The 25,201-nt window shown below is 63.6% G+C and carries 25 protein-coding genes; 14 read left to right on the top strand and 11 right to left on the bottom strand.

Features of this window, described 5'->3' with window-relative positions; genetic code table 11:
- Positions 1-207 precede the first annotated feature (207 nt).
- Positions 208-2,553, bottom strand: a complete 2,346-nt coding sequence (locus BM136_RS14020; protein WP_092972417.1) for an NADP-dependent malic enzyme — start codon at positions 2,551-2,553, stop codon at positions 208-210.
- A gap of 161 nt (positions 2,554-2,714) precedes the next feature.
- Here BM136_RS14020 and thiL point away from each other — a divergent pair, with 161 nt between their 5' ends.
- The 3 genes from thiL to BM136_RS14005 are packed head-to-tail and all read left to right on the top strand — an operon-like array spanning position 2,715 to position 4,891.
- Positions 2,715-3,800: a thiamine-phosphate kinase gene (gene thiL / locus BM136_RS14015; RefSeq protein ID WP_092972416.1), complete on the top strand. Its 1,086-nt coding sequence runs from the start codon at positions 2,715-2,717 to the stop codon at positions 3,798-3,800.
- Positions 3,797-4,375, top strand: a complete 579-nt coding sequence (locus BM136_RS14010; RefSeq protein ID WP_092972415.1) for a phosphatidylglycerophosphatase A family protein — start codon at positions 3,797-3,799, stop codon at positions 4,373-4,375. Before thiL ends, BM136_RS14010 begins: the two co-directional genes overlap by 4 nt.
- 15 nt (positions 4,376-4,390) lie before the next feature.
- The gene (locus BM136_RS14005) at positions 4,391-4,891 is read left to right on the top strand and encodes a CinA family protein (RefSeq protein WP_092972414.1); all 501 of its coding nucleotides are present in this window, start codon (positions 4,391-4,393) and stop codon (positions 4,889-4,891) included.
- Between the two features lies 1 nt (position 4,892).
- Here the strand turns inward: BM136_RS14005 and BM136_RS14000 are convergent, their stop codons facing one another.
- Both BM136_RS14000 and pyrF read right to left on the bottom strand, forming a co-directional pair.
- Positions 4,893-5,111 carry a metal transporter gene (locus BM136_RS14000; protein WP_082076083.1) on the bottom strand — a complete coding sequence of 73 codons (219 nt, stop codon included), beginning with the start codon at positions 5,109-5,111 and terminating at the stop codon, positions 4,893-4,895.
- Between the two features lie 40 nt (positions 5,112-5,151).
- On the bottom strand, positions 5,152-5,967 hold the full coding sequence (pyrF, locus tag BM136_RS13995) for an orotidine-5'-phosphate decarboxylase (RefSeq protein WP_092972990.1): 816 nt from the start codon (positions 5,965-5,967) through the stop codon (positions 5,152-5,154).
- A 210-nt stretch (positions 5,968-6,177) separates the two neighbouring features.
- Here pyrF and corA point away from each other — a divergent pair, with 210 nt between their 5' ends.
- Positions 6,178-7,140: a magnesium/cobalt transporter CorA gene (gene corA / locus BM136_RS13990; protein ID WP_092972413.1), complete on the top strand. Its 963-nt coding sequence runs from the start codon at positions 6,178-6,180 to the stop codon at positions 7,138-7,140.
- Positions 7,141-7,152: 12 nt separating this feature from the next.
- Here the strand turns inward: corA and mtgA are convergent, their stop codons facing one another.
- The 7 genes from mtgA to mpl form a co-directional block, all read right to left on the bottom strand.
- Positions 7,153-7,857, bottom strand: coding sequence for a monofunctional biosynthetic peptidoglycan transglycosylase (gene mtgA, locus BM136_RS13985; protein ID WP_012436427.1), 705 nt, complete (start codon positions 7,855-7,857; stop codon positions 7,153-7,155).
- 20 nt (positions 7,858-7,877) lie between these two features.
- Positions 7,878-8,795 (bottom strand): shikimate dehydrogenase, encoded by a 918-nt coding sequence (gene aroE, locus BM136_RS13980; RefSeq protein ID WP_092972412.1) that lies wholly within the window; start codon positions 8,793-8,795, stop codon positions 7,878-7,880.
- A gap of 11 nt (positions 8,796-8,806) precedes the next feature.
- A complete protein-coding gene (locus BM136_RS13975) occupies positions 8,807-9,721 on the bottom strand; it encodes an energy transducer TonB family protein (RefSeq protein ID WP_092972411.1) in 915 nt (304 codons plus the stop codon).
- 52 nt (positions 9,722-9,773) lie between these two features.
- A complete protein-coding gene (locus tag BM136_RS13970) occupies positions 9,774-11,876 on the bottom strand; it encodes a ribonuclease catalytic domain-containing protein (protein WP_092972410.1) in 2,103 nt (700 codons plus the stop codon).
- Between the two features lie 153 nt (positions 11,877-12,029).
- Positions 12,030-12,608 (bottom strand): chorismate--pyruvate lyase family protein, encoded by a 579-nt coding sequence (locus BM136_RS13965; RefSeq protein WP_092972409.1) that lies wholly within the window; start codon positions 12,606-12,608, stop codon positions 12,030-12,032.
- Positions 12,605-13,228, bottom strand: coding sequence for a YqiA/YcfP family alpha/beta fold hydrolase (locus BM136_RS13960; RefSeq protein ID WP_092972408.1), 624 nt, complete (start codon positions 13,226-13,228; stop codon positions 12,605-12,607). Before BM136_RS13960 ends, BM136_RS13965 begins: the two co-directional genes overlap by 4 nt.
- 7 nt (positions 13,229-13,235) lie before the next feature.
- Entirely contained in the window at positions 13,236-14,621 is a 1,386-nt protein-coding gene (gene mpl / locus BM136_RS13955) for a UDP-N-acetylmuramate:L-alanyl-gamma-D-glutamyl-meso-diaminopimelate ligase (protein ID WP_092972407.1), read from the bottom strand.
- 78 nt (positions 14,622-14,699) lie between these two features.
- On the opposite strand from mpl, the gene BM136_RS13950 reads away from it, so the two are divergent.
- The 10 genes from BM136_RS13950 to BM136_RS13905 all read left to right on the top strand — a co-directional run bounded on the left by BM136_RS13950 (position 14,700) and on the right by BM136_RS13905 (position 23,275).
- Positions 14,700-15,374 (top strand): UDP-N-acetylmuramate--alanine ligase, encoded by a 675-nt coding sequence (locus tag BM136_RS13950; protein WP_092972406.1) that lies wholly within the window; start codon positions 14,700-14,702, stop codon positions 15,372-15,374.
- Between the two features lie 64 nt (positions 15,375-15,438).
- Positions 15,439-15,963: a TlpA family protein disulfide reductase gene (locus BM136_RS13945; protein WP_092972405.1), complete on the top strand. Its 525-nt coding sequence runs from the start codon at positions 15,439-15,441 to the stop codon at positions 15,961-15,963.
- A 182-nt stretch (positions 15,964-16,145) separates the two neighbouring features.
- Positions 16,146-16,613 (top strand): type II 3-dehydroquinate dehydratase, encoded by a 468-nt coding sequence (aroQ, locus tag BM136_RS13940; protein WP_092972404.1) that lies wholly within the window; start codon positions 16,146-16,148, stop codon positions 16,611-16,613.
- Between the two features lie 139 nt (positions 16,614-16,752).
- A complete protein-coding gene (gene accB / locus BM136_RS13935; protein WP_065859727.1) occupies positions 16,753-17,220 on the top strand; it encodes an acetyl-CoA carboxylase biotin carboxyl carrier protein in 468 nt (155 codons plus the stop codon).
- Positions 17,221-17,350: 130 nt separating this feature from the next.
- On the top strand, positions 17,351-18,718 hold the full coding sequence (gene accC / locus BM136_RS13930; RefSeq protein ID WP_045204807.1) for an acetyl-CoA carboxylase biotin carboxylase subunit: 1,368 nt from the start codon (positions 17,351-17,353) through the stop codon (positions 18,716-18,718).
- Positions 18,715-19,611, top strand: coding sequence for a 50S ribosomal protein L11 methyltransferase (gene prmA / locus BM136_RS13925; RefSeq protein ID WP_092972403.1), 897 nt, complete (start codon positions 18,715-18,717; stop codon positions 19,609-19,611). Before accC ends, prmA begins: the two co-directional genes overlap by 4 nt.
- Positions 19,612-19,707: 96 nt before the next feature.
- Positions 19,708-21,150: a DUF3426 domain-containing protein gene (locus BM136_RS13920; protein WP_092972402.1), complete on the top strand. Its 1,443-nt coding sequence runs from the start codon at positions 19,708-19,710 to the stop codon at positions 21,148-21,150.
- 119 nt (positions 21,151-21,269) lie between these two features.
- Positions 21,270-21,770 (top strand): thiol peroxidase, encoded by a 501-nt coding sequence (gene tpx, locus BM136_RS13915; protein WP_024979133.1) that lies wholly within the window; start codon positions 21,270-21,272, stop codon positions 21,768-21,770.
- 92 nt (positions 21,771-21,862) lie between these two features.
- Positions 21,863-22,798: a carbohydrate kinase family protein gene (locus BM136_RS13910; protein WP_092972401.1), complete on the top strand. Its 936-nt coding sequence runs from the start codon at positions 21,863-21,865 to the stop codon at positions 22,796-22,798.
- Between the two features lie 9 nt (positions 22,799-22,807).
- The gene (locus tag BM136_RS13905) at positions 22,808-23,275 is read left to right on the top strand and encodes an outer membrane lipoprotein (RefSeq protein ID WP_009241557.1); all 468 of its coding nucleotides are present in this window, start codon (positions 22,808-22,810) and stop codon (positions 23,273-23,275) included.
- Between the two features lie 252 nt (positions 23,276-23,527).
- Here the strand turns inward: BM136_RS13905 and BM136_RS13900 are convergent, their stop codons facing one another.
- Positions 23,528-24,118 carry a histone H1-like DNA-binding protein gene (locus BM136_RS13900; protein ID WP_092972400.1) on the bottom strand — a complete coding sequence of 197 codons (591 nt, stop codon included), beginning with the start codon at positions 24,116-24,118 and terminating at the stop codon, positions 23,528-23,530.
- Positions 24,119-25,201: the final 1,083 nt, after the last annotated feature.

Below are 25,201 nucleotides of genomic sequence, written 5' to 3'. Positions count from 1 at the left end.
TCGGCCCGGTTCGGACCTCATGTGCTCAGAAGCACCCCTTCAGCCCGTAAGGGTACGCTCATCGATGACAACAATCAACCGACGGTAAAAGTCTGAAGGGTTTTTCCATACAGACATTAAGTTTGCATAAATGTAAGCGCACGCAAACTTAGCGGACAAAAAAAGGGAGCGCAGCATCGTGCGCTCCCTTTTTTGGTGCAGTGACGATCAGCGTTGCGCTTGTGCGGCAGCATCCACAACGGTCAACGCCGTCATGTTGAGAATGCGTCGCACCGTAGCCGATGGCGTCAGGATGTGCACCGGCTTCTTCGCGCCCAGCAGGATCGGGCCGATGGCGATGTTGTTGCCGGCAGCCGCTTTCAGGAGGTTGTAAGCGATGTTCGCGGCGTCGATGTTCGGCATGACCAACAGGTTCGCCTCGCCCTTCAGGGTCGAGTCCGGCACCAGCGATGCGCGCAGCTTCTCGTCAAGCGCGGCATCGCCGTGCATTTCCCCGTCCACTTCCAGGTTCGGGGCGCGTTCGCGCAAGATCGCCAGCGTTTCGCGCATCTTGACGGCCGAAGGTGCCTCCGACGAGCCGAAGTTCGAATGCGACATCAAGGCAACCTTCGGCTTGATGCCGAAGCGGCACAGCTCCTCGGCGGCCATGATGGTGATCTCGGCCAACTGCTCTGCAGTCGGGTCAACGTTGACGTGCGTGTCCGTGAGGAAGACTTGGCGACCCGGCAGAACCAGACCGTTCATGGCCGCGTACACACAGTTCGTGCCGCCCAGAATCTGGTCGATGTAGCGCAGATGCGCAGCCGTATTGCTGATGGTGCCGCAGATCATGCCGTCCGCTTCGCCCTTGTGGATCATGAGCGCGCCGATCAGCGTGTTGCGGCGACGCATCTCCAGCTTGGCGTATTGCGGCGTCACGCCCTTGCGCGCCATCAGCTTGTAGTACGTCTCCCAGTAATCGCGGAAGCGTTCGTCATGCTCGGGGTTGACCACGGCGAAGTCCACACCTTCGCGCAGGCGCAGGCCGAAGCGCTCGATGCGGTGGGCGATCACGTTCGGGCGGCCGATCAGGATCGGGCTGGCGAGCTTTTCGTCCACGACGATCTGCACGGCGCGCAGCACGCGCTCTTCTTCGCCCTCGGCAAAGACGATGCGTTTGTTCTCCATTGGCACCTTGCGGGCAGCCGAGAAGATCGGCTTCATCAGGGTGCCGGAGTGGTAGACGAACTGCTGCAGGTGCTGGCGGTAGGCGTCCATGTCTTCGATCGGACGCTGCGCCACGCCCGAGAGCATGGCGGCCTGCGCTACGGCCGGCGCGATCTTGACGATCAGGCGCGGGTCGAACGGCTTCGGGATCAGGTATTCGGGGCCGAACGACAGGTCCTGGATGCCATAGGCGGAAGCAACGATGTCGCTTTGCTCCTGGCGGGCCAGTTCAGCCACGGCGTGCACGGCGGCAACTTCCATCTCACGCGTGATGGTGGTCGCGCCCACATCCAGCGCGCCGCGGAAGATGAACGGGAAACACAGGACGTTGTTGACCTGGTTCGGGTAATCCGTGCGGCCGGTGCCCATGATGACGTCGGGGCGCACTTCCTTGGCCAGCTCCGGCAGGATTTCCGGGTTCGGGTTGGCCAGCGCGAAGATGATCGGCTTATCCGCCATCTTCTTGACCATGTCCTGCTTGAGCACGCCAGCGGCGGACAGGCCCAGGAAAATGTCGGCGCCATCGATGACTTCGGCCAACGTGCGCAGGTCAGTCTTCTGTGCGAAGTGCGCCTTGTCCGGGTCCATCAGTTCGGTGCGGCCTTCGTAGACCACGCCCGCCAAGTCCGTCACCCAGATGTTTTCGCGCGGCAGGCCCAGGTCAACCAGCAGGTCAAGACAGGCCAGCGCTGCGGCGCCCGCGCCCGAGGCTACGAGCTTGACCTTCTTGATGTCCTTGCCGACGACCTTCAGCGCGTTTGTAATGCCAGCGCCCACCACGATGGCGGTGCCGTGCTGGTCATCGTGGAAGACGGGGATCTTCATGCGCTTGCGCAATTCGCGCTCGACGAAGAAGCACTCCGGGGCCTTGATGTCTTCGAGGTTGATGCCGCCGAAGGTGGGCTCCAGCGAGGCGATGATATCGACCAGCTTCTGGGGGTCTTTTTCGTTGATCTCGATGTCAAACACATCGATGCCAGCAAATTTCTTGAACAGGCCGGCCTTGCCTTCCATGACCGGCTTCGAGGCTTCCGGGCCGATATCGCCCAGGCCGAGCACGGCCGTGCCGTTGGTCACCACGCCGACGAGGTTGCCGCGGGCGGTGTAGCGGAACGAGTTGGCGACGTCTTCGACAATCTCCTCACAGGCTGCGGCAACACCCGGCGAATATGCCAAGGCGAGGTCGCGCTGGTTCGACAGCGGCTTGGTCGGCGTGACGGAAATTTTGCCCGGGGTCGGAAACTCGTGGTACTCCAGCGCGGCCTTGCGCAAGGCGGCGCGCTGCTGCGCCTTGAGTTCTTCATCCGTGCGGGCGGGCTGCTGAGGCTGGGTATCCACCGTGGTCATGGGTCTCTCGTATCGGGTGGCCAGCGCGCGCGCCGGCCGTCGCATCTAGCGGGCCACCGGGATACCCTCACGAGCGCCACGGGAATACGGTCCGCCTCCTTGGGCCCGTCATTTTATATAGTGAAAAGCGATCTCACAACGGGATTTTGGGTGGGGGTGACATGCGTATTCGCTACAATATTCCACCGTCCTGTCGCGGCACCATCGGGCTTGCCCCATACTCTTCCATCGCTGCTGCCGTGTCCAAGCCCGCAAATCCCCGCAACTCCACCGATCGCGCGGCAAATTTATCCGAATTTGAGCTAATCCGGCGCTATTTCACGCGGCCAACGCCAAAAGCAACATTGGGCGTGGGCGACGACTGCGCCCTCCTCGCGCCGCGTCCCGGGCACGAGTTGGCGATTTCCACCGATATGCTGGTCGCCGGCCGTCACTTTTTTCCGCATGCGGAGCCGCGCGCACTTGGACATAAAGCGTTGGCTGTCAACCTGTCGGATCTGGCCGCCATGGGTGCGGAGCCGCGCGCTTTTACGCTGGCTGTGGCGCTGCCTGAAGCCAACCCTGCCTGGCTTAAACCGTTTTCCGAAGGCCTGTTCGCCCTGGCGGATGCCTTTCACTGTGAACTCATCGGCGGCGACACCACGCGCGGGCCGCTCACGCTGAGCCTGACGGTCTTCGGCGACGTCCCCACCGCTGCGGCACTACGCCGCGACGCTGCCCGGCCCGGCGATGACCTCTGGGTCTCGGGCACCGTAGGCGACGCGCGGCTGGCCCTCGGCGCCCTGCGCAACGAATGGGCGCTTACGCCCGACGCACTCGGCCAAGTGCAGCCGCGCATGGACATGCCCACGCCGCGCGTCGCACTCGGCCTGGCATTGCGCGGTGTCGCCCGGGCAGCGCTCGACATATCAGACGGCTTGTTGGGCGATCTAGGCCACATCCTCGCGCAATCCCGCGTCGGGGCGACGATCACGGTCGACGATGTACCGCGCTCGGCGACGCTCGCAGCGCAGCCTCCGGCGCTGCAGTTGCAGTGCACGCTGGCCGGCGGCGACGACTATGAACTTTGCTTCACCGCCCCTGCCGATGCACGCGACGCCGTGGTCGTTGCGGGCCAGCGTGCGGGCGTGGCCGTCACACGTATCGGCCGCATCGATGCTGAAACGGGCTTGCGGCTCGTCGATGCCCACGGCGCGCCCGTCCTCTTCACGCACGGCAGTTTCGACCATTTCTCTTCCGCCTCATGATGTCTCCCGCTCCCTTCCCGCCCTCCAATCCGCCGGGCCAGCCTGAACGCGTCGTCCTCGAGGCAGGCCAGACCGTGCAGGTGCGGCGCCCGACAGCGCGCTTCATGTTCGGACATCCGGCACGCATCCTCGCGCTCGGCTTCGGTTCGGGCCTGTCGCCCATCCTGCCGGGCACGGTCGGTACGCTGTACGCGTGGCTGATCTACGTGGTGTTTGCACGGTGGATTTCGGGGCCGACTTGGCTGCTGATCGCGGCGGTTGGCTTCGTGATCGGCATCTGGGCATGCGCCCGCACGGCGCGTGATCTGGGCGTGGCCGATCATGGCGCCATGGTGTGGGACGAGATGGTCGCGTTCTGGCTCGTGCTGGCTTTCGTCACGCCAACCACGCTGGGCGGGCAGTTCGCCGCGTTCGTGTGGTTCCGTTTCTTCGACATGGTGAAGCCAGCTCCCATCCGTTATTACGACCGCTCGCTCAAGGGTTTTGGCGTGCGCGGCGGCTATGGCGTGATGGTCGATGACATTCTCGCGGCGTTCTACACGCTGCTCGTGTTTGCGCTGTGGCGCTCGTTTTGACGTCTAGGTATTGCAATGGCTGAATCCCGCGCCCTGGCCCAACTGGCCGAACTGGTGGCTGACACGTTGAACAAGCGCAGCCTGATGATGGCGTCCGCCGAGTCGTGCACAGGCGGGCTGGTGTCTGCCGCCGTCACCGATGTATCAGGCTCGTCCGCGTGGTTTGAGCGCGGCTTCGTCGTCTATTCCAATGAAGCGAAATCGCAGATGTTGGGCGTTCCGGCGACGCTGATCCGCGAACATGGCGCCGTGAGCGAGCCCGTGGCGCATGCCATGGCCGAGGGCGCAGTGCTTAACAGCCGCGCGCAGGTGGCCGTCGCCATTACCGGTGTGGCGGGCCCAACCGGCGGCACGCCCGACAAGCCTGTCGGCATGGTGTGCTTCGGGTGGAGCAATCGCCTGCAGACGCGCGTGGAAACGCGCCACTTCAAGGGCGACCGCAAACAGGCTCGTCTGCAGGCGGCGGAGCATGCGCTGCGCGGCCTGCTCGACTTCCTCGATTCAGCGGAGTCCTGATCTAGATTTCGCTAGGATGATCCGGCCGGCGACGATCTCCGTGATCATGTTCCGGTTGGTGCTCGTGGTCGTGCTCGTGGCGACGGTCGCGATCATGATCGCGGCGCGTCGTCTCGTGCTCGTGGGTGTCGTCGCGCTCTTTCTCGAGCTTGCGGTCCGGATCCTTGCCGGTCTCTTCCCGGTGCGTGCCGGCAACGGGGCGGTGCGGATGCGTGGTCATGGCGTCCTCGCTCTCACCGCAACCGGACCGATAAGGCGGATCAGTTGCGGAACTGGTTGATCTGGTCCCGAGTGGCAAGCGCCACGCGGCGGGCGGCATCGGCGAAATCGCTGTCGGTGCTGGCGTAGAGAATGGCCCGTGACGAGTTGATCATCATGCCGGTGCCGTCGGCCGTGCGGCCAGCGCGCACCGTGGCTTCGATGTCGCCGCCCTGGGCGCCCACGCCCGGAATCAGCAGCGGCATGTCGCCGACAATTTCTCGCACCTTGGCAATCTCTTCGGGGAAGGTCGCGCCCACCACCAGGCCCATCTGGCCACTGGTATTCCACACGTCACGCGCGCGTTCTGCCACGACTTGGTAGACGGGGCGGCCGTCGGTTTCCAGAAACTGCACATCGCTGCCGCCGGCGTTGGACGTGCGGCACAGCACGATCACGCCCTTGTCGGCATGCGCGAGATACGGCTGCATCGAATCAAAACCCATATATGGGCTGACGGTGATGGCGTCGGCCTGATAGCGCTCGAAGGCTTCCTTGGCGTAGTGCTCGGCGGTCGAGCCGATATCGCCGCGCTTGGCATCAAGAATGACGGGGATGCCCGGATATGCCTCGTGGATGTAGTTGATGAGCTGCTCGAGCTGGTCTTCTGCGCGCTGCGAGGCGAAGTAGGCGATCTGCGGCTTGAATGCGCAGACCAAATCGGCGGTCGCATCCACAATGGCGCGGCAGAACGAGAAGATCGCTCCGCCCGTGCCCGTCATCGACGCCGGCAAGCGCGACGGGTCAGGATCGAGCCCGACGCACAGCAGGGAGTTGTTGCGTTGCCAGGCGGCAGCCAGTTGTTCGGTAAATCGCATGGTGTCGGAAATGTGAGAGCGGCCGGCCGGCCGCATGACTTGTCTGCATTTTACCCGTCGGGCGCCCCGGTGGCGGCATCTTCCGGACGTGGCATCAACCCCACGCGTGCGCGCCAAGCCATCGTTTGTGGCTGAACCTGCCGCCTCTTTACGCTACACTCGGCGCGATTTTTCGCCGCCCGTTCAACGCCTGCTTCAAGGAAACGCCCCATGATCAACCTGTTCGTCGTGCAAAAAGGCCGTCTCGCGCAGGAACAGGTCGAAGAACGCAGCGAATTGCTGCAGCACAAGCCGATCTGGATCGACGTGATCGACCCCGACGACGAAGAGCTGGCGTGGATCAAGGAAGCCCATGGCGTGGTCCTGCCCGAACTGGAGCAATTAGGGGACCTGGAAGCCTCGGCCCGCTACTTTGAAGGCGAAGACGGCCACATCCACATCCGCACCGATTTCTTGCTCGACGAAGAAACCACCTCCCGTAACGTGCGCGTGGCCTTCGTGCTGACCAAGGATGTGCTCTTCTCCATCCACGACGAGGATTTGCCCGCATTCCGGCTGGTGCGCATGCGTGCGCGGCTTCGCCCGGGCTCGGTGCGTAACGCCAAAGATGTGCTGATGGATCTGTACGCCACCGACGCGGAATACTCGGCCGACTCCATCGAAGAAGTCTACGAACGTCTGGAAGATGCCAGCAAACGCGTGCTGGCCGATGAGGTGACCGACGCTGCCGCTGCCGACGTGCTGGAGATCATCGCCCGCGTGGAAGACTTGAATGGCCGGATCCGCCGCAACGTGATGGATACGCGCCGCGCTGTGTCGTTCCTGCTGCGCAGCCAGTTGCTCTCAGCTGACCAGCAGGACGAAGCGCGCCAAGTGCTGCGTGACATCGATTCCATCGAGAATCACACGGCGTTCCTGTCGGACAAGGTCAACTTCCTGATGGACGCCACGGTCGGCTTCATCAACATCAACCAGAACAAGATCATCAAGCTGTTCTCGGTGGTGTCGGTCGCGCTGATGCCGCCCACGCTGATCGCCTCGATCTACGGCATGAACTTCAAGGTGATGCCGGAGCTGGATTGGGCAGAAGGCTACCCGTACGCGATCGTGATGATGGTGGTGTCGGCGGCGATTCCGTTGGTGTACTTCCGCCGCAAAGGCTGGCTGAAGTAGTCCTACGCCAAATCAATCCGGCAGCGTGGCCGAACCCATGCGGTTGGCGATCACGGTGGCCTTGCGCGTGAAGTTGACGTGCACATTGGCGCAGTAGCTCTTCTTGTCGAAGCACTTCGGCGCGGGCAGCGCCGCAGCCAAGCGCGCCGCCTGCCCCACCGTAAGCTGCGAGGCCGGGCGCTTGAAGTAATGCTGCGCTGCCGCTTCGGCGCCGAATACCCCTTCGCCCCATTCCACCGAATTCAGATAGATCTCGAGGATCCGTTCCTTGTCGAGCCAGAACTCAAGCATCCATGTGATGACGAGTTCTTCACCCTTGCGCAGGTAGTGGCGCTCGCCCGAGAGGAACAGGTTCTTGGCCAGTTGCTGCGTGATGGTCGAGCCGCCCGCGACCACGTGGCCGCGCCGCTTGTTTTTCTCCCACGCGTCGAGCATGGCGTCGACTTCCCAGCCGCTGTGCGAGACAAAATCTGCGTCTTCACTGGCGATGACCGCGCGCTTGAGGTTGCGTGAGATCTGGTCGTAATTGACCCAGCGGTGGTCGACCTTGCAGGTAAAGACGTTGGCGCCGCACAGGCGCATGCGCTCGGCGCGCATGAAACTGGTAGACGACGGATCGAACACCTGCCAACTCGCGATGGCGGCAAAGAAGTACAGATTGAGCGCGACCACGCCCGCAACGAAGCAGCCGATCACGTAGCCGAACCAACGCATCATCGCGGGGCTTCGCTCCAGGTTCAGCGAGGCGCGCGCGCCGCGACGGCGGCTTCGCCCTGCAGCCCCTCGCGCATGGCGAGCAGCACCGGAGCGGTGTCCGGACGCACGTTGCGCCAGACGAAGAACGATTCCGCCGCCTGCTCCACCAGCATGCCCAAGCCGTCCCATGCGCGGGCGCCGTTGCGCCGGGCAAACTCCATGAACACCGTCGGCCGCGGTCCGTACATCATGTCGTAGGCCAGTGCGTTGGGGCCAAACACCGTGGTCGGAATCGGCGGCACTTCGGCCTGGAGGCTGCTCGCCGTAGCGTTGATGATGACGTCGAAAACGTCGTCCGCAGCAAGTTCGTCATAGCCGCCGCCCACGAGCTCGACCTCGTGCAGCTTGGCCGAAACCTCGAAGCGATCGACCAGCTTGTTGGCGCGATCGGCCGTGCGGTTGGCAATGAACACGCGCGCGGGCTTGTGTTCCAGCAGCGGCAGCAGCACGCCACGCGCCGCACCGCCCGCGCCCAGGAGCAGCACGCGTTCGCCTTCGAACGAGTTGCCGATGTTGTGGGTGATGTCGCGCATCAGCCCGACGCCGTCGGTGTTGTCGCCAAAGATCTCTTCGCCATCGAACTTGAGCGTGTTGACCGCACCGGCAGATTCCGCCCGCAGCGACAGCGACGTCGACATGGCATACGCATCGAGCTTGAACGGCACGGTGACGTTGAGCCCGCGCCCGCCTTCGCGCACGAAGTTCATCACGGTTTCGTCAAACGCGATCAGTTCGGCGTAGATGCGGTCGTAGCGGATGAGCTGCCCGGTCTGCTGCGCAAACGCAGCGTGGATGGTGGGCGACTTGCTGTGCGAGATCGGGTTGCCGATCACGCCATAACGATCTGTGGGCGGGGCGCTCGCAGCAGCGAGGATGGCCTCTTGAAACGACGACGGCATGGACGACGAAATCAGCGGGTCTGCAGGTGGGTTTCCAGGCCTGCTCGGGTGAACTTGAACGTAGCAACGACATCCTGGATGTCGACGCGCTTGCGCATCTCGGCCGGAAAGCCGCCGAACGGTGAAGACGAACGCACGATGGCGACGGCCTGACGATCCAGCGCGGGGTTGCCCGAGCTTTTGGCGATCTCGATGCCCTCGATCTTGTAGCCGTCCTGGTTGTAGCCGAGCTGGCCTTCGCGGTTGATGCTGATCACGACGATCAGCTCGCCGTACAGCGGGCGGCCGTTCTGGCTAGGAAAATTGGCGGTGCCGCGCGCTTCGATCTTGCGGCGAACAGCATCGTAGTAGCGGGCGTAATCCACTTGGCGCGCGCTGGCGGCTGTCAGCACATTGCGGCGCGGGCGCTTGGCGTAGTTCTCGAGGTTGCGGTCGATCTCCGCCTGCAGGCGCGCGATTTCGTCTTGCGTAGTGCGGTCGTCGGTGCCGTTGGTGGGCGACGGCTGCGGACGCTCGCCAGGCTTGACCTGACGATCATTGACCAGCGGTGCACGCTCGGTCGATTGCGTGAGCAGGCGGCGCTGCTCTTGCTCAAGATATTCAACGCGGCGCTGCGTGAGCTTGATGGCGTCGCCGGTCTGCTCGTTGGTGTCCGCGGGCAGCGGCGTGGTGGCGCGTTGTTGATCGTATTCGCCACCGCCGTTCAGGTTGACCTGGGCCACGGCCGTCGCCTTGGACGGTGCCGTCGACGATTTGGCGTTCACCAGGACCACATCCAGGCCCGGATCTTCGCGCTTGATATCGAACGCCTCGGGGGCCACCACACGCACGAACAGCAGCAGAACATGCACGGCCAGCGACACCACCAGTGCCTTGGTGAGCGTGCTGCTGCCGGACCAGTCCGGACGGTTTGCAAGGGCGGCCATGGGGCGATTCCTGGTCGATGCGCGAAGAATGAAGGTCAGACAGCGATTGTAGTTAGGCAGCGCCAGGCGTTCCACCGCTCTCGCCGTCGTGCGGCGGCTGCGCCACAGCTGCCTCGGCTTCCGCACGTGCCTCTTCCCCATCAGCGGCCGGTTGTGGTTCAGCCGGCACATCGGCTTCAGTCTCCGCCTCGGCCAGTTCTTCTTCGATGGCTTCGGCTTCAGCTTCAGCTTGTGCGTCCGCTGCGGGTGTGAGGATTTCGACCACGCGGCACGACACTTCCAAGCTGATCTCGTCGGTGTCCAGAATATCGAGCACGACATGGGTGCCGCGTGGCGTTTGCGCCAGTTCGGGCACCTTCGTTACCAGCGGAATGTCGGCGAAGCGCACGGCGCCTTCCTTGAGCACCACGGCCTGCATTCGCGTGCGGTTTTCCTGCTTGAGCCAGCGCAGGCACCAGTAGCGCTCCATGGTCGACTGATGGTCGGCATAGGCAGCGTAAGTGGCTTCGAAGTCGGCCACGGCAGCCAGCAGGTCGGCGTCTTTCGGCTTGAAGGGCGCGATCAGCTTGGCCGTCACGCCGTGCTGCGCCACCGCTGCGATCTGCCATTGGTTGACCAGATCGACGTAGCGGCGCAGCGGCGAGGTGCTCCACGCGTACTGCGCCACGCCCAGACCTTCATGCGGCGCCGGATACGTCTGCATGCGCGTGCGATGCATGCCCCACGCCTTCTGCGTGCGATAGATGCCGGGCACCCCGGCGTCGGCCAGCATGCGGCCCCACGTGCTGTTGGCCAGGATCATCAGCTCGGCCACGATCTTGTCCAGCGGTGAGCCGCGTTTGCGCTGTTCGATCCGCACACGCTCGGCGCCGCCTTCCGCTTCCGGAATCGCATCGATGTAGAACGAATAATCGCCCTTCTGCGCGCCCTCCGGCTTCAGACCGCTGGCAATGCGGGCCTGCTGGCGACCGTCATACAACGCGCAGACGAACGGCCACAGCACGGCCAGTTCGGCCTTGAACGGGTAGTCGCCCGAGCCATCGGCCAGCGCGTCGGCGGTAATCACGTCGTCGAGCAGGTTGTGACGCAGGTTGGCAGCCACGGTCACGGATTCGCAGCGCGTTTCGCTGGCGGTGACCGTCCACGTGGCGCGGTCGACCGTCGCATACAGCGACAGCGCCGGGCACGCGCGCCCTTCCTGCAGCGTGTAACGATCCACCACAGACTCCGGCAGCATCGTGATCTTGTCGCCGGGGAAATACACGGTCGACAAACGCTGGCGTGCAATCACGTCTAGCGGTTCGCCGCGCTGGATGCCGAAGCCCGGCGCGGCAATATGGATGCCGATGCGCACGGTGGCGTCGTCAAGAGGCGTGACCGAGATGGCGTCGTCGATTTCCGTGGTGGTCACGTCGTCGATCGAGAAGGCGCGCACATCGGCGGCCGGCAGTTCCATCGCCGGTTCCGGCACGGTCACATCGGGGAAGCCTGTGCCCTTCGGGAAGCACTCCGACAGAAAGCGCGCCTCGTGCAGCGCGCGGGCGTTGGCGATGCCGCCCACCGCCACCATCAGGCGCATCGGCGACAGGCCCAGCGCCGTGCACGCCGCGTCGAGCGCCTTGTATTCGAGACTGTTCTTGTCCGGCTTGAACAGCAGTTGCAGCGTCTTGCCGCGGAAGGCCTCGGGCAAGCGCATCGCCTTCAGCTCGGCTTCATATTCAGCCTGCAGCGCAGCTTGCTGCTTCTTGCGCTCCAGGCCCGCGAGCGCGGCTTTCAGTTGATCTTCTGGTGCGCGCTGATAGCGGCCGCGGCCCTTGCGGCGGAAGTAGATCGGCGAGCCATGCAGCGCGATCGCCAGCGCGGCTTGCTGCGTGGCATTGGCGCCAGCGCCGAAATATTCACCGGCCAGATCGGTAAAGCCGAATTCTTCGGCCGAAGCGCATTCCCAGAGGAAATCCAGGTCGATCTCTGCCGACAGCGCCTGAGCGGCCTGCGACAACTCGCCGGCGGACGGCTGCGCGAATTGCAGCAACACGTCGCGCGACTTGACCTTGGTGCGCTTGGCGCTCGGCAACTCGACCTGGTAGGCCTCGCCCTGTTGGGACAAGACGGTGCCCGCGCGGATCTCGCCGCCTTCTTCAAACAGCAACTGCATGGATTTGTATGGATTGCGGCACTCGCACAACCGGGCACCGCTTTGAATGAGGTGGAATGGCCGCGCACCCTGACGTTACAACGTAATACGCGGCGATAAAAAGTTGGGGGCGATGATACCGCACTGGCTGAACGCACGGCCCCCGAAATACGCCTACCGCGGCGGGTGGAAGTTGGCCAGCGCGGGTAGGAAAACCTCCGTCACCAGCATCGCACTCGCGCCACGCCGGAACACCGATCGGCGGGCCGGCAACCGGGCGGTCCCGGCAACAGGCGCGTCGCCGAGCGCCCCCTGCGCCCGGCGCACCAGCGGGTGACGCGCGTCCAGCAAGGCGAATTCGAAATCCCCGCGCTCGACACGGGGATCGGCAAACAGCGAGTGCCCCAGCGGCTGCGTCCCCAGTGCCTTCAGGAACGGCCAGTCAAGCGCCACGCTGCGCGGATGGACGATGGTGTGGGCATAGACCACCGGGATGTCGTCGCAGATCAGCAAAACCTCGCGGACCAATGTGTCGGCAGGGCCTGCCATGCCGAGGGAACGCCACTCGTCGCGCAAGGGCATCGCACGGCGCTGGCCCAGTAATTGAACGCCGAAGCGCGACGATGCCGCACGAAGCCGGGCGGTCAGCGAATCGACACCCACGGCCCAGCGCGCCCAATGCCGGTCGTAGACGACAGCCGGAGGCAACGCGCTGCGCCAGAGGCTGCGCGGGTAAGACGGGAAATCGGTCATGCGGCGCTAAACGGATGCGCGGCTAATAGCTCGGCAGGAACGCCACAAAAGACCAGCACTTCGTCCATGCATTGAGCGAAATCGCTGATGCCGTGGTCACTCCCGTCAAGGACGCGCGTGACGGCGCCTGGAAAGTGGCTGAGCATTTCGCGGTAATCGAGCACCTCGTCGCCGGTGGCTGCGAGCAGGTAGTAGCGCTCGGGTTGCGTGATGGCGGGCACGACGAGCGCGCGCAGCTCATCAAGGTGATACGGCTCGACGCGAATCGTGCCGCCACCATGCCACAAGGGCTGCTCGCCAACGTATTTGGCGAGATCGCGCTCTGGGCGCGTAGCAGGATTGAGCATAGCCGCGCGGAGCCCGTGCCGCTCAGCCAGCCAAGTAGCGTAAAAGCCTCCCAGAGAAGAGCCGATGAGCACAGGTTTGATGCCGTCACGCATACCCAACTCAGCGAGGAGCGCCTCTGTTTCGACCATCGCCTCGCGTGGTGACACGGGCAGCGTCGGGCAAACGTACTTGTCTGCCAGCCCCACAGAGGCCATCCGCCGGCCTAACAACTGCGCTTTGAACGAGCGCGGCGAGGAACGGAATCCGTGCAGATAGACGATGGATGCCGACATATACAGATCAGCTGGAGGCGCCGACGCGTTCAGCCAAGGCGTTCAGCAGCTTCTGATGGACGCCGCCAAATCCGCCGTTGCTCATAACCAGGACATGGTCCCCGGGGCGAGCGGCGGCCGTGACGTCTGCGACCAGGGCGGTCAGATCAGAGAATGCCTTCGCGCGCTGCCCCAGCGGTGCCAGCGCGCCAGCCAGATCCCAGCCGATTGCGTCGCGACCATCGGCAACTCCGTAAGCGAAGACTTGGTCTGCTCCAGACAAGCTGTCCGGAAGCGCCTGTTTCATCACACCCAACTTCATGGTGTTTGAACGTGGCTCTAACACCGCAAGGATGCGGCCCTTCCCCACGCGACGGCGCAGACCCTCGATCGTCGTACGAATGGCAGTCGGATGATGGGCAAAGTCGTCGTAGACGGTTACGTCATTGACGGTGCCGCGCACTTCCATGCGTCGTTTCACATTTTCGAAACGGGCCAGGCTTTCAATGGCTTGAGCCGGCGGCACGCCCACGTGGCGCGCGGCTGCAATGGCCGCCAGCGCGTTCATGCGATTGTGGTCGCCCTGAAGGTCCCACCGGACCCGGCCCTGCGGTTGGCTGGTGAAAACCACCTCGAAGCTGTCGTCCTCACTCAGGTTCGCGATTTCCCAGCCGAGGCCGTCTTCTGCGCCAAATTGCTCGACTTCCGACCAGCATCCGCGCTCAAGTACACGCTTCAGACTATCTTCGCGGCCGTTGACGAGGAGGCGACCCTGACCGGGAACCGTGCGCACCAAGTGGTGAAATTGGGTTTCGATTGCGGCAAGATCAGGAAAGATGTCGGCGTGATCGAATTCCAGATTATTCAATATGGCCGTACGGGGGCGGTAATGGACGAACTTGCTGCGCTTGTCGAAGAAGGCCGTGTCGTACTCGTCGGCCTCGATCACGAAGAAGTCGGATTCCGTCAGCCGCGCCGACAGCCCGAAGTTGCGCGGCACACCGCCCACCAGGAACCCCGGGTTGTAGCCTGCATCCTGCAGAATCCACGCAAGCATCGACGTGGTGGTCGTCTTGCCATGCGTGCCTGCCACGGCAAGCACCCATTTCTGACGCAGTACGTTGTCACCCAGCCATTGCGGGCCAGAAATGTAAGGCAGATTGCGATCCAGGATGGCTTCCATCAGCGGATTGCCGCGGGAGATCACGTTGCCGATCACGTACAGATCGGCACCAATGGAGAGCTGTTCGGGGTCAAAGCCCTCAATCAGCTCGATACCTTGCGCCTCGAGCTGGGTGCTCATCGGCGGGTAGACGTTGGCGTCGCAGCCAGTGACGCGGTGACCGGCCTGGCGGGCAATCAGGGCAATGCCGCCCATGAAGGTGCCGCAGATTCCAAGGATGTGGATATGCATGGGAGCCATCTCAACTTCGTTGCGCCGCATTGTACCTGCGGCTTCAGACCGGCCCCTGCGCTTCAGTAAAATAGAGCCATGTCTAAACGCCCCACCCTCGACCCCGCCCGCGTGCGGGAGGAAATTGCCGTCACCGCCGCCCGCATGATCGCGGAAGACGGCGCTGACTACGCCACTGCCAAGCGCAAGGCCGCGCGCCAGGTGCTTGGCACGGAATCCCGCGCCCCCGGCGAATGGCTGCCGGACAACGAACAGGTCGAAACGGAAGTCCGCGAATACCAAGCGCTGTTCCAGGCCGAGTCCCAGCCGCGCGTGCTGGCGTTGCTGCGTCGCATCGCGCTGCTGCTCATGGAGGGGCTGGCGGTCCATCACCCGTACTTGGCGGGCGCGGTCTTCAACGGCACGGCCAGCGAGCACTCCGACATCCACCTGCAGGTCTTCTGCGACAGCCCGAAGGACGTGGCGATCTTCCTGCTCAACGCCGACGTGGATTTCGACACAACAGAGAGCGCTCACTTCGCCGGTCGAGATGAAGTGGAAACGCTTAGCTTCCTGTGGCGCGGCCAATGGCCCGCGGGGGCTGAATCTCGTGAGCTTGCGCGCGAGCTACGGGCCGAAACAGGCACACCCGTGGGCGTCCATATCGCCCTATATGACATGAACGATGTGCGCGGTGCGCGGCGCGCAGACGCCACCGGCAAGGCCCAACGCGGCGACGCGGCGGCCGTGCGAGCCCTACTGTCGCAGGGGTAATCAGCCGACAGGAGTACAATCCCGCACGCTCCGCCTCTGTATATATAGAGACCTTCGCAAAACCATGTCCCGCCGTACCACTCTGATTGCCCTATTGATCGCCGGCCTGATTGCCGCGGCGGCGGGCATCTATTTTGGACATCGCGCCACCGAGCCCAAAACGCCGGCTGACAATGCCGTCGCTGCGTTCTACGGCAGCAAGCTCCCAGACGCCAATGGCGCTCCCCTGGATCTGGCAGCTTTTCGTGGCCAGCCGGTGGTGATCAATTTCTGGGCACCATGGTGCGGTCCTTGCGTGGAAGAAATGCCAGAGCTGTCCGCGCTGGCGCAGGAGCAGAAGGCCAAGGCAAAGTTTATCGGTATCGGCATTGACTCGGCATCCAATATCCAGACGTTCTTAAGCAAGGTGCACGTCACATATCCCATCGCCGTGGCAGGCTTTGGCGGGACAGAGCTGGGCCGTCAGTTCGGCAACGAAGTCGGTGGCCTTCCGTTTACTGTGATTCTCAACGCACAAGGCGAAATCACGTTCCGAAAGATGGGCCGCGTGCATGCCGACGAACTACGTGAGGCCCTGCACCGCACGTGAATATGTAAAAACGTCATATGACGTTCATGTGCACGCAACTCCCCTTCTTCTCCGGGAAAAGCGTCGAGGGCACGCTCAAGATCGGTGAAAACACCGATTTGTTGAGAGTTTTTCAGCAAAAACTAGACAAAGCATTCTAAGTTGCTGTAAATTGCGCCCAACTTCGCTCAACCGGTCAAACCGTGGCTGATAAACCCATCGCCAAAGCGCTTCGCAACGTGCTCGTACTGCACGGCCCGAACCTCAATTTGTTGGGGACGCGCGAGCCCGAAGTCTATGGTGCAACTACCCTGTCCGACATCAATGCCGCCTTGGTCGAACGCGCCTCGGCGCGCGGCGTGACGCTGGCGCACTTCCAGTCGAACCATGAAGGTGCGCTGGTTGACCGCATCCATGCTGCCAAGAGCGAAGGCGTCGAATTCATCATCATCAATCCGGCGGCCTACACGCACACAAGCGTGGCCCTGCGCGATGCGCTAGCCGGCGTGGTGATCCCGTATATCGAAGTGCATCTGTCCAACGTGCATCGTCGCGAGCCCTTCCGCCACCATTCGTATTTGGCGGACCAGGCGGTGGGCGTGATTTGCGGACTTGGCTGGCGCGGCTATCTGGCGGCGCTGGACTTCGCAATCGACCAACACGGCGGCTGATCAGCCGTCTTCTTCCTTTTATTTCAACCACTTAACCAACGCAACGACGCCAGCGCCTGGAGCGCCTTTGACCGATGCGCGACTGAAGAGCCATTCGCGCGCCACTGCCCCAGACCGCCGACGCTGCAGGAGAACGCTCATGGATTTGCGCAAGCTGAAAACGCTGATCGACCTGGTGGCCGAATCGGGCATTTCGGAACTCGAAGTGACCGAAGGCGAAGGCAAGGTCCGCATCGTCAAGTCGGCGCCTCAAGTGGTGGCGCCGATGCAATATGCGCCGATGCCGATGCAAGCTGCACCGGCTATGGGCGCACCTGCCGCAGCGGCTCCGGCCGCCGTTGGCGCTGAGGCGGCTGCCCCGGCCCTGCCGGCTGGCCACATTGTGACGTCGCCGATGGTCGGCACGTTCTACCGCTCGCCGTCGCCGGGCGCGGCCGAGTTCGTCAAGGTGGGCGACACCGTCAAGGAAGGCCAGACCATCTGCATCATCGAAGCGATGAAGCTGCTCAACGAGATCGAAGCGGACAAGGCCGGCGTCATCAAGGAAATCCTGATCGAGAACGGCCAGGCTGTGGAATACGGCCAACCGCTGTTCGTGATCGGCTGATCTTCCGGCATCTGACCCTCATCGTGCGGCGCACAGCGTGCCGCATCCGAGCGCGAGCCGGCGCACAAGGGCTGCCTGAGCGCAGCCCAGCCACAGCGCCCTCGCCTCTCCTTTTTGTAGCGAGAACACGATGTTCGATAAGATCCTGATCGCGAATCGCGGCGAGATCGCTCTTCGCATCCAGCGCGCCTGCCGCGAACTCGGCATCAAGACCGTGGTGGTCTATTCCGAGGCGGACAAGGAAGCCAAATACGTCAAGCTGGCCGACGAAGCCGTGTGTATCGGCCCGGCACCGTCGCCGCTGTCGTACCTGAACATGCCGGCCATCATCTCGGCCGCCGAAGTCACCGACGCCCAGGCCATCCACCCTGGCTACGGCTTCCTGTCGGAAAACGCCGACTTTGCCGAGCGTGTGGAGCAATCTGGCTTCACCTTCATCGGTCCGACGCCCGAGTCGATCCGCCTGATGGGCGACAAGGTGTCGGCCAAGCAGGCGATGATCAAGTCCGGCGTGCCGTGCGTGCCGGGCTCGGAAGGCGCCCTGTCGGAAGATCCGAAGGAAATTCTGGCAACGGCCAAGAAGGTCGGCTATCCGGTGATCATCAAGGCGGCTGGCGGCGGCGGCGGCCGTGGCATGCGCGTGGTCCACACCGAGGCTGCGCTCATCAACGCCGTCAACATGACGCGCGAAGAAGCCGGCCGTGCTTTCGGCAATCCGGAAGTCTATATGGAGAAGTTCCTGGAGCATCCGCGCCACGTGGAGATCCAGATCCTGGCCGACCAGCACCGCAACGCCGTCTGGTTGGGCGAGCGCGATTGCTCCATGCAGCGCCGCCACCAGAAGGTGATCGAAGAAGCGCCGGCACCGCACATTCCGCGCCGCCTGATCGAGCGCATCGGCGACCGCTGCGCCGAGGCCTGCAAGAAGATCGGCTACCGTGGCGCCGGCACGTTCGAGTTCCTGTACGAAAACGGCGAGTTCTACTTCATCGAAATGAACACGCGCGTGCAGGTTGAACATCCGGTCACAGAAATGATCACGGGCGTCGACATCGTGCAGGAGCAGATCCGCGTGGCGGCCGGCGAAAAGCTGCGCTTCCGCCAGAAGGACATCGTGCTCAAGGGCCACGCCATCGAGTGCCGCATCAACGCGGAAGATCCGTTCAAGTTCACGCCGTCGCCGGGTCGCATCACGTCGTGGCACGTGCCGGGTGGCCCGGGCGTCCGCGTGGACTCGCATGCTTACAACGGCTACTTCGTGCCGCCCAACTACGACTCGATGATCGGCAAGGTCATCACGTACGGCGCCACGCGTGAGCAGGCCATCGCCCGCATGCGTATCGCCCTGTCGGAAATGGTGGTGGAAGGCATCCAGACCAACGTGCCGCTGCACCGCGACCTGATGCTCGACGCCAACTTCGTGGAAGGCGGCACCGACATTCACTACCTGGAGCACCGTCTGGCGCAACAGGAAGTGGCCAAGGGTGGCGGCAAGTGACGTACCGCGAATGCGTGCTTGAAGTGGCGCGTGACGACGCCGAAGCGTTGTCCGAAGCCCTGTTTGATCTCGGCGCGCTGTCGGTCTCGGTGGAAGACGCCGATGCCGACACGCCCGAAGAGCAACCGCTCTTTGGCGAGCCCGGCCACGAGCCAACACGCCTGGCGTGGAACCGCTCGCGCGTGGTTGCGCTGCTCGCTGACGATGCCGACCCGGCACTGCTGGTGGCAGCCGCGGCCAACGAGATCAAGCTGACGCCGCTGCCTGCGTACACCGTGCGCGAAGTCGAAGAACAGGACTGGGTTCGCGTCACGCAGTCGCAGTTCGAGCCCATTCATATTGGTGAGCACATCTGGGTCGTGCCGTCTTGGCACGACGCGCCGGAGCCCGAGGCCGTGGTGCTGGAACTGGACCCGGGCCTCGCGTTCGGCACAGGCAGCCACCCGACCACGCGCCTATGCATGGAATGGCTGGAGCAGCACGTGCAGCCTGGCGAACGCACGCTCGACTACGGCTGCGGCTCGGGCATCCTGGCCATCGTCGCCAAGAAGCTCGGCGCCGGTGAAACCGTCGGTGTCGACATCGATCCGAACGCGGTGGAAGCCTCGCGCTACAACGCCGAGCGCAACCACGTCGAAGCCACCTTCGCATTGCCCGACGATGCACCGGAAGGCACGTTCGATCTGGTCGTCGCCAACATCCTGTCGAACCCGCTCAAGCTGATGGCTGCCATGTTGTGCGCGCGCGTGCGCCCGGGCGGCCGGCTGATTCTGTCAGGCGTGCTTGAGCGCCAAGCCGAAGAAGTGGCCGCCGCGTATGCCTCGGTCATTCCACTCACCGTGTGGCGTGCACGTGACGGCTGGGTCTGCCTGCACGGTGTGAAGCCCGCGTAATTTCAAGGTATTGCGCGCCAGTGTCGCCTGCAAAGGTCGACGCTGGCGCCGCTGTCTGCAATACTCGCGCGGTCGGCTTTTTTCTCCTCGTCCCGCATGGCAACTGCGCCACAAGCTGCGCCACGTTTGGCCGCCCGCTGCCCCAACTGCCAGACCGCATTCCGCGTTGTCGCCGATCAGCTTCGGCTGCGCGGCGGCCTCGTCCGTTGCGGCCGCTGCAATCACGTCTTCGATGGCCGCGATCATCTGATCGAATTGGGCGCCATAGCCACGCCTCCGGCATCGGCCCCCGAAGCACCGCAGCCTACGCAATCGCCCGAACCCGCCGCTCGCGTAGCGCCACTTGCGCCGCCCGTCGCCCCTGAACCCGAAGCGTCCGTAGCACCTCCCGCTGCAGAGGACGACCACGGCTTCGGCATGACGCTGATCTGGGAAGAAGACGTTCCGGAAGAAGACGTTGCCGAAGTGCATCTGGGGGAAGTTGAAGGCGCAACACCCGTGCCCGACATACGATCGACCGCGCCGGACACGCGCCCGCTACCGGACGAGGCGCCGATCGAGCACGCTGCCGAGCCTGCCGCCGAGCCCGCGCAGCAGGCAGCGCAACCCGAACCGCCTGCCGCCTCCGCCTCTCCCACCGATCCGTTCCACGGTCTGCCGCCCATCCGCGACCTTGATGACGAGGAAGACGCATTCGCCGCCGCCGTGCCCAAGCAGCCGTCGGCAGACCTGCCGGTAGAGCCGGCCATCGCGCCCACGGCGACTCTCTCAGCGACCGCTTCGGCGCCGTCAGCCGCCACATCCCCGAAGCCGGAGGCCGAGAAGCATGATTCGGTCTGGATGCGCCACGAAACCGATCCGCACACGCTTTTTGCGCCGGTGCCGCGCCGCCATGGTCACGCACGTCGCACGCAAGCCGAGCCGACCGGCCCGACGCCGCAACGCACGCTGACCGGCGCCCCGCGCAAGGTGCGTGGACCGAATCATGGTGTCTCTGCCGCAACGCTGGATTTTCTGCGTGCCGCGCAGGCTCGCGAGCAGGCGCGCAAAACGACCGGACGCCGTGCCCTCGCTCGCATCGCGATCGGCTTGCTGACGGTGTTGGCGGTAGCGCAGATGCTCTTCCTCGCCCGCGCCGAGATCGCGCGCCGCGCGCCGTCCACACGCCCGATGTTGGAAGCCCTGTGCCAGCCACTGCGCTGCACGATCGCGCCGCCGCGTGATCTCGATGCGTTGCAGATCGAATCGTCGCAACTGCAACGTCAAGAAGGCGATGCATCCGACCAGTACGTGCTGACGGCTACGTTGCGCAACCGCGCCGGCGGCCCCATCGCCCTGCCGGCCATCGAGCTGGTAACAACCGACCTGCAGGATCAACTGCTCTCGCGCCGTGCGCTGCTGCCGAGCGACTACCTCAACCCGAGCGACAGTGCATACAGCAAGTCAGGGCTGCCCGCCCGCGCCGAACTACCGATTCGGGTACGATTCCAGTCCCAGCGCCCGACGGCCAACTACCGGGTCCTGATTTTTTACCCCTGAGTTTTCACCCTGGCTTAGACCGCTAACAAGATCTTGCCGGCCTGGCGCGGCGACGCAGATGCAAGCACGGTCTTGTTAGCGGCTTTTCCCCAACACGCATCAAAGGAAGGAGTAACACCATGGCAAACGTGACCCTTGGCGGCAACCCGATCGAAGTCGGCGGCCAATTCCCGACCGCAGGCTCGAAGGCCCCGGCATTCACGCTGGTCGGCGCAGACCTGAAGGACGTCTCGCTCGCTGACTTTGCCGGCAAGCGCAAGGTTCTGAACATCGTGCCGAGCCTGGACACCCCGGTGTGCGCCACCTCCACGCGCAAGTTCAACGAAGCCGCCGCCAAGCTGGACAACACCGTCGTGCTCTCCATCTCTGCTGACCTGCCGTTCGCGGCCGGCCGCTTCTGCACCACCGAAGGCATCGCGAATGTGAAGCCGCTGTCGACCTTCCGCGACAAGGGTTTCAAGCAAGCCTACGGCGTCGACATCACGTCGGGCCCGCTGGCTGGCGTGACCGCGCGTGCCGTGGTTGTGCTCGACGCCAACGACAACGTCCTGTATTCGCAACTCGTGCCCGAGATCAAGGACGAGCCGAACTACGACGCTGCCCTGGCTGCGCTGAAGTAAGCTGAACTGAGTGCATCGAGACCGGCTTCCGGTCTCTCGTTCATCACACGGCCGTCCACTGGGCGGCCGTGTCATATCTGGAGTGCTTCAATATGGCCAGCGTGATCTGCGGCTCGGTTGCCTACGACACCATCATGACGTTCGACGGACACTTCCGCGAACACATCCTGCCCGACAAGATCCACATCCTGAACGTCTCCTTTCTGGTGCCGACCATGCGCCGGGAGTTCGGTGGCTGCGCAGGCAACATCGCCTATACGCTGAAGATGCTCGGCGGCGAGCCCATCATCATGGGCACGGTCGGCCAGGACGCAGGCCCCTACCTGGACTACCTGAAGAAGCTCGGCATCTCGACGGCGCATATCACGGAGGTGCTGGACACGTTCACCGCGCAAGCGATGATCACGACCGATCTCGACAACAACCAGATCACCGCGTTCCACCCCGGCGCGATGAGCCATTCGAGCATCAATTCGGTCAAGAATGCGCTGCCGGCCAGGCTCGGCCTCGTTGGCCCCGACAGCCGCGAAGGCATGCTGCACCACGCGACGCAATTTGCCGAATCCGGCGTGCCTTTCATCTTCGATTTGGGCCAGGCAATGCCGCTGTTTGACGGCGCCGACCTCCGCCACTTCGTTGAACTCGCCAGCTACGTGGTGGTCAATGACTACGAAGCGCAGGTCATGCTGTCACGCACGGGCTACAGTGCGGCAGAACTTGCGCAGCGCGTCGAGGCTTACATCGTCACGTGCGGGGAAGAAGGGGCGGAGATTTACGCCGGCGGCAAGCAGTACACAATTCCGGTCGTGCCGGCCGAACGTGTGGTCGACCCGACCGGTTGCGGCGACGCGTTCCGCGGCGGCCTGCTCTATGGCATCGAGAACGGTCTGGACTGGGACACCACCGGCCGCCTCGCCAGCCTCATGGGCTCACTCAAGATCGCTTGCCAAGGCCCGCAGAATCACGGCCTGCCCGTCGACGAGATTGCCCGGCGCTTTGAATCCGCTTTCGGGTACCGGTATCAATAAGGAATCAACATGAAACCCATCTATCGCATCGGCGCCGCGACTCTGCTGGTCGCCGCCCTTGGCCTGCAAGGCTGCGCCATGGGCACCAATTCCAACAGCGCTTACACCTCCGGTCAGGCGCAGCGCGAGCAGACCGTGCGCTTCGGTACGGTAGATTCCGTGCGCAATGTCGTGATCGACCGTGAGCAGACTGGGGTTGGCACCATTGCCGGCGGCGCGATCGGCGGCATCGGTTCGGCAGCAGCCATCGGGCGCGGCAACGGCTCGGTGGCGGCGGGTGTGCTCGGTGCGATTCTCGGTGGCGTTGCAGGCAGCGCGCTGGAGGGTCAGATGAACAAGCGTCCGGGCCTGGAAATCACGGTCAAGCTCGACAACGGCGAGTACCGCGCCATCACGCAAGACGCCGACGAGGCCTTCCGCCCTGGTGAGCGCGTGCGCTTGCTCTCATCGGGTGGCGTGACGCGCGTCACGCACTGATCGACAACGCCGGGCCGATAGGCCGAGGGGTTTATCGGAAACACCGCATCGGCATCGCGCCGGTGCGGTTTTTTTATACCCGCGAGAAACGTATGCGCGACGCTCGGGCAAGAAAAAGCCCGCCGGGGCGTGAGCCGATCGGCGGGCGGTGCAAGACACTGAGGTCTTGCGGACCGGATACGCAGTATCCGATCAGGTGGGCGCGACCTGCGCGCCGCTGTGGTCCCGGAGGATCACCGTCGTAAGAATGGCTTACGGACGGTTGCCGGTCGGGAACGGCCATGCCGCAGCCGGGTTCAGCGCGGTCTTGGCAGCAGGTGCAGCAGGTGCAGCGGCCGGAGCAGCAGCGGGCTTGGCAACAGCCTTCTTCGCGGGGGCCTTCTTCGCAGCAGGCTTGGCAGCAGCCTTCTTCGCAGCCGGGGCCTTCTTGGCGGCAGCCTTCTTCGCAGCAGGCTTAGCAGCAGCCTTCTTCGCGGCCGGAGCCTTCTTGGCGGCAGCCTTCTTCGCAGCAGGCTTAGCAGCAGCCTTCTTCGCAGCCGGAGCTTTCTTGGCGGCAACCTTCTTCACTGCGGCTTTCTTGGCCGGAGCCTTCTTGGCGGCAACCTTCTTCACTGCAGCTTTCTTGGCCGGAGCCTTCTTGGCTGCAACCTTCTTCACTGCGGCCTTCTTGGCCGGTGCCTTCTTGGCAGCGACCTTCTTAGCTGCAACCTTCTTGGCCGGAGCCTTCTTAGCGGCCGGAGCGGCCTTCTTCGCAGCAGCCTTCTTGGCGGCCGGAGCCTTCTTTGCAGCGGCCTTCTTGGCCGGGGCCTTGGCGGCCGGTTTCTTCTTAGCAGCAGTTGCCATGGGAAACTCCTTCAAGATTGGGTATCGAACTATCGAGATTGAGCAACCCGACCGGTCCGATCCCACGATGCATTGGCATCGCCAGACCAACCGAGCGAGCGATTCATCGGCGCACCACCCAACGGCAGTCGCACGCTAATGAATTCGGTAGGAAGATCTGCGCCTTGCGCGGCAAACACACGCAGCAAGTTGCACGCCTCGGTCGCGCGCACAAGCGCAACCGCAGTCGGCCAGACAGATTGCATCCGGCGAGTCTTCATCAATTGAGAGGACCGGGGCATCGTGGCCACACCGGTCGAAATCTGATCTTGCGCGAATCGCTGCGTGGACCGCAAAGCCGCGTGCAGCGTGACTTTGCGGACAGCGAAAAACTGGAGAGCGCGCGTTTTCTTTTGGGGGTAGTACGCCCATCCCGACGGGGGGATCGCAGAGACGGCACCGAGTTCGAACAGCCCTGTCGGCGTGGCGTGCATCAAAGTGGTTACGCTCCTCGACTACCTTTCACTTGCCGCTTGGAACTTCATCGTCGTTGATCGCGCGAAGCTTCCTTGCATCGAAGTCAACGTCTTGTCAAGGCGAATCATAATTCGTTTGCGCGGTGATGTTAAGAGATTTATGCAAAAAGCGCGGCGAGTTTTGGTGAAGGATTGCGCTGCGTCTGTGCGTCGCTGCGATTCGCATCGCGCATGCGCGCAGATCGCTGTCGCGAATGCGCATTTTCTTGCGTCGTGACATCACGTTGCGACGTTGCTCCACGTTGACACACGCGTCCCGCAAACCCAGTGTTCATGCTGGTTTACAGCAACACACGATGTTGTGCACGCATGCATCGTGAACGCGCGCACGCGGCTCGTGCGCATTCGGCAGCGTCGTGCGCGACGACGTGCGAGCTGCGCGATGCGCGTCGAAAAAAACGATGCGTAGATGCGACAACGCGCGCGAATTTTTCGCACTCAACACGTCCATACGCGTGCGATCGGTGCGATCGACGCGTGCATATCGACGTGCGGAGCATGTCGATCGACGCTGCTGACACATCGCGCTCACCTTCGATCGGCACCGCGCGATGTCGATGCGATTGCG

It is taken from the genome of Ralstonia sp. NFACC01 (assembly GCF_900115545.1).
GTDB lineage: Bacteria > Pseudomonadota > Gammaproteobacteria > Burkholderiales > Burkholderiaceae > Ralstonia > Ralstonia mojiangensis.
The sequence above is the reverse complement of the archived record's forward strand: the minus strand, read 5'-3'. Positions and strand labels throughout refer to the sequence as shown.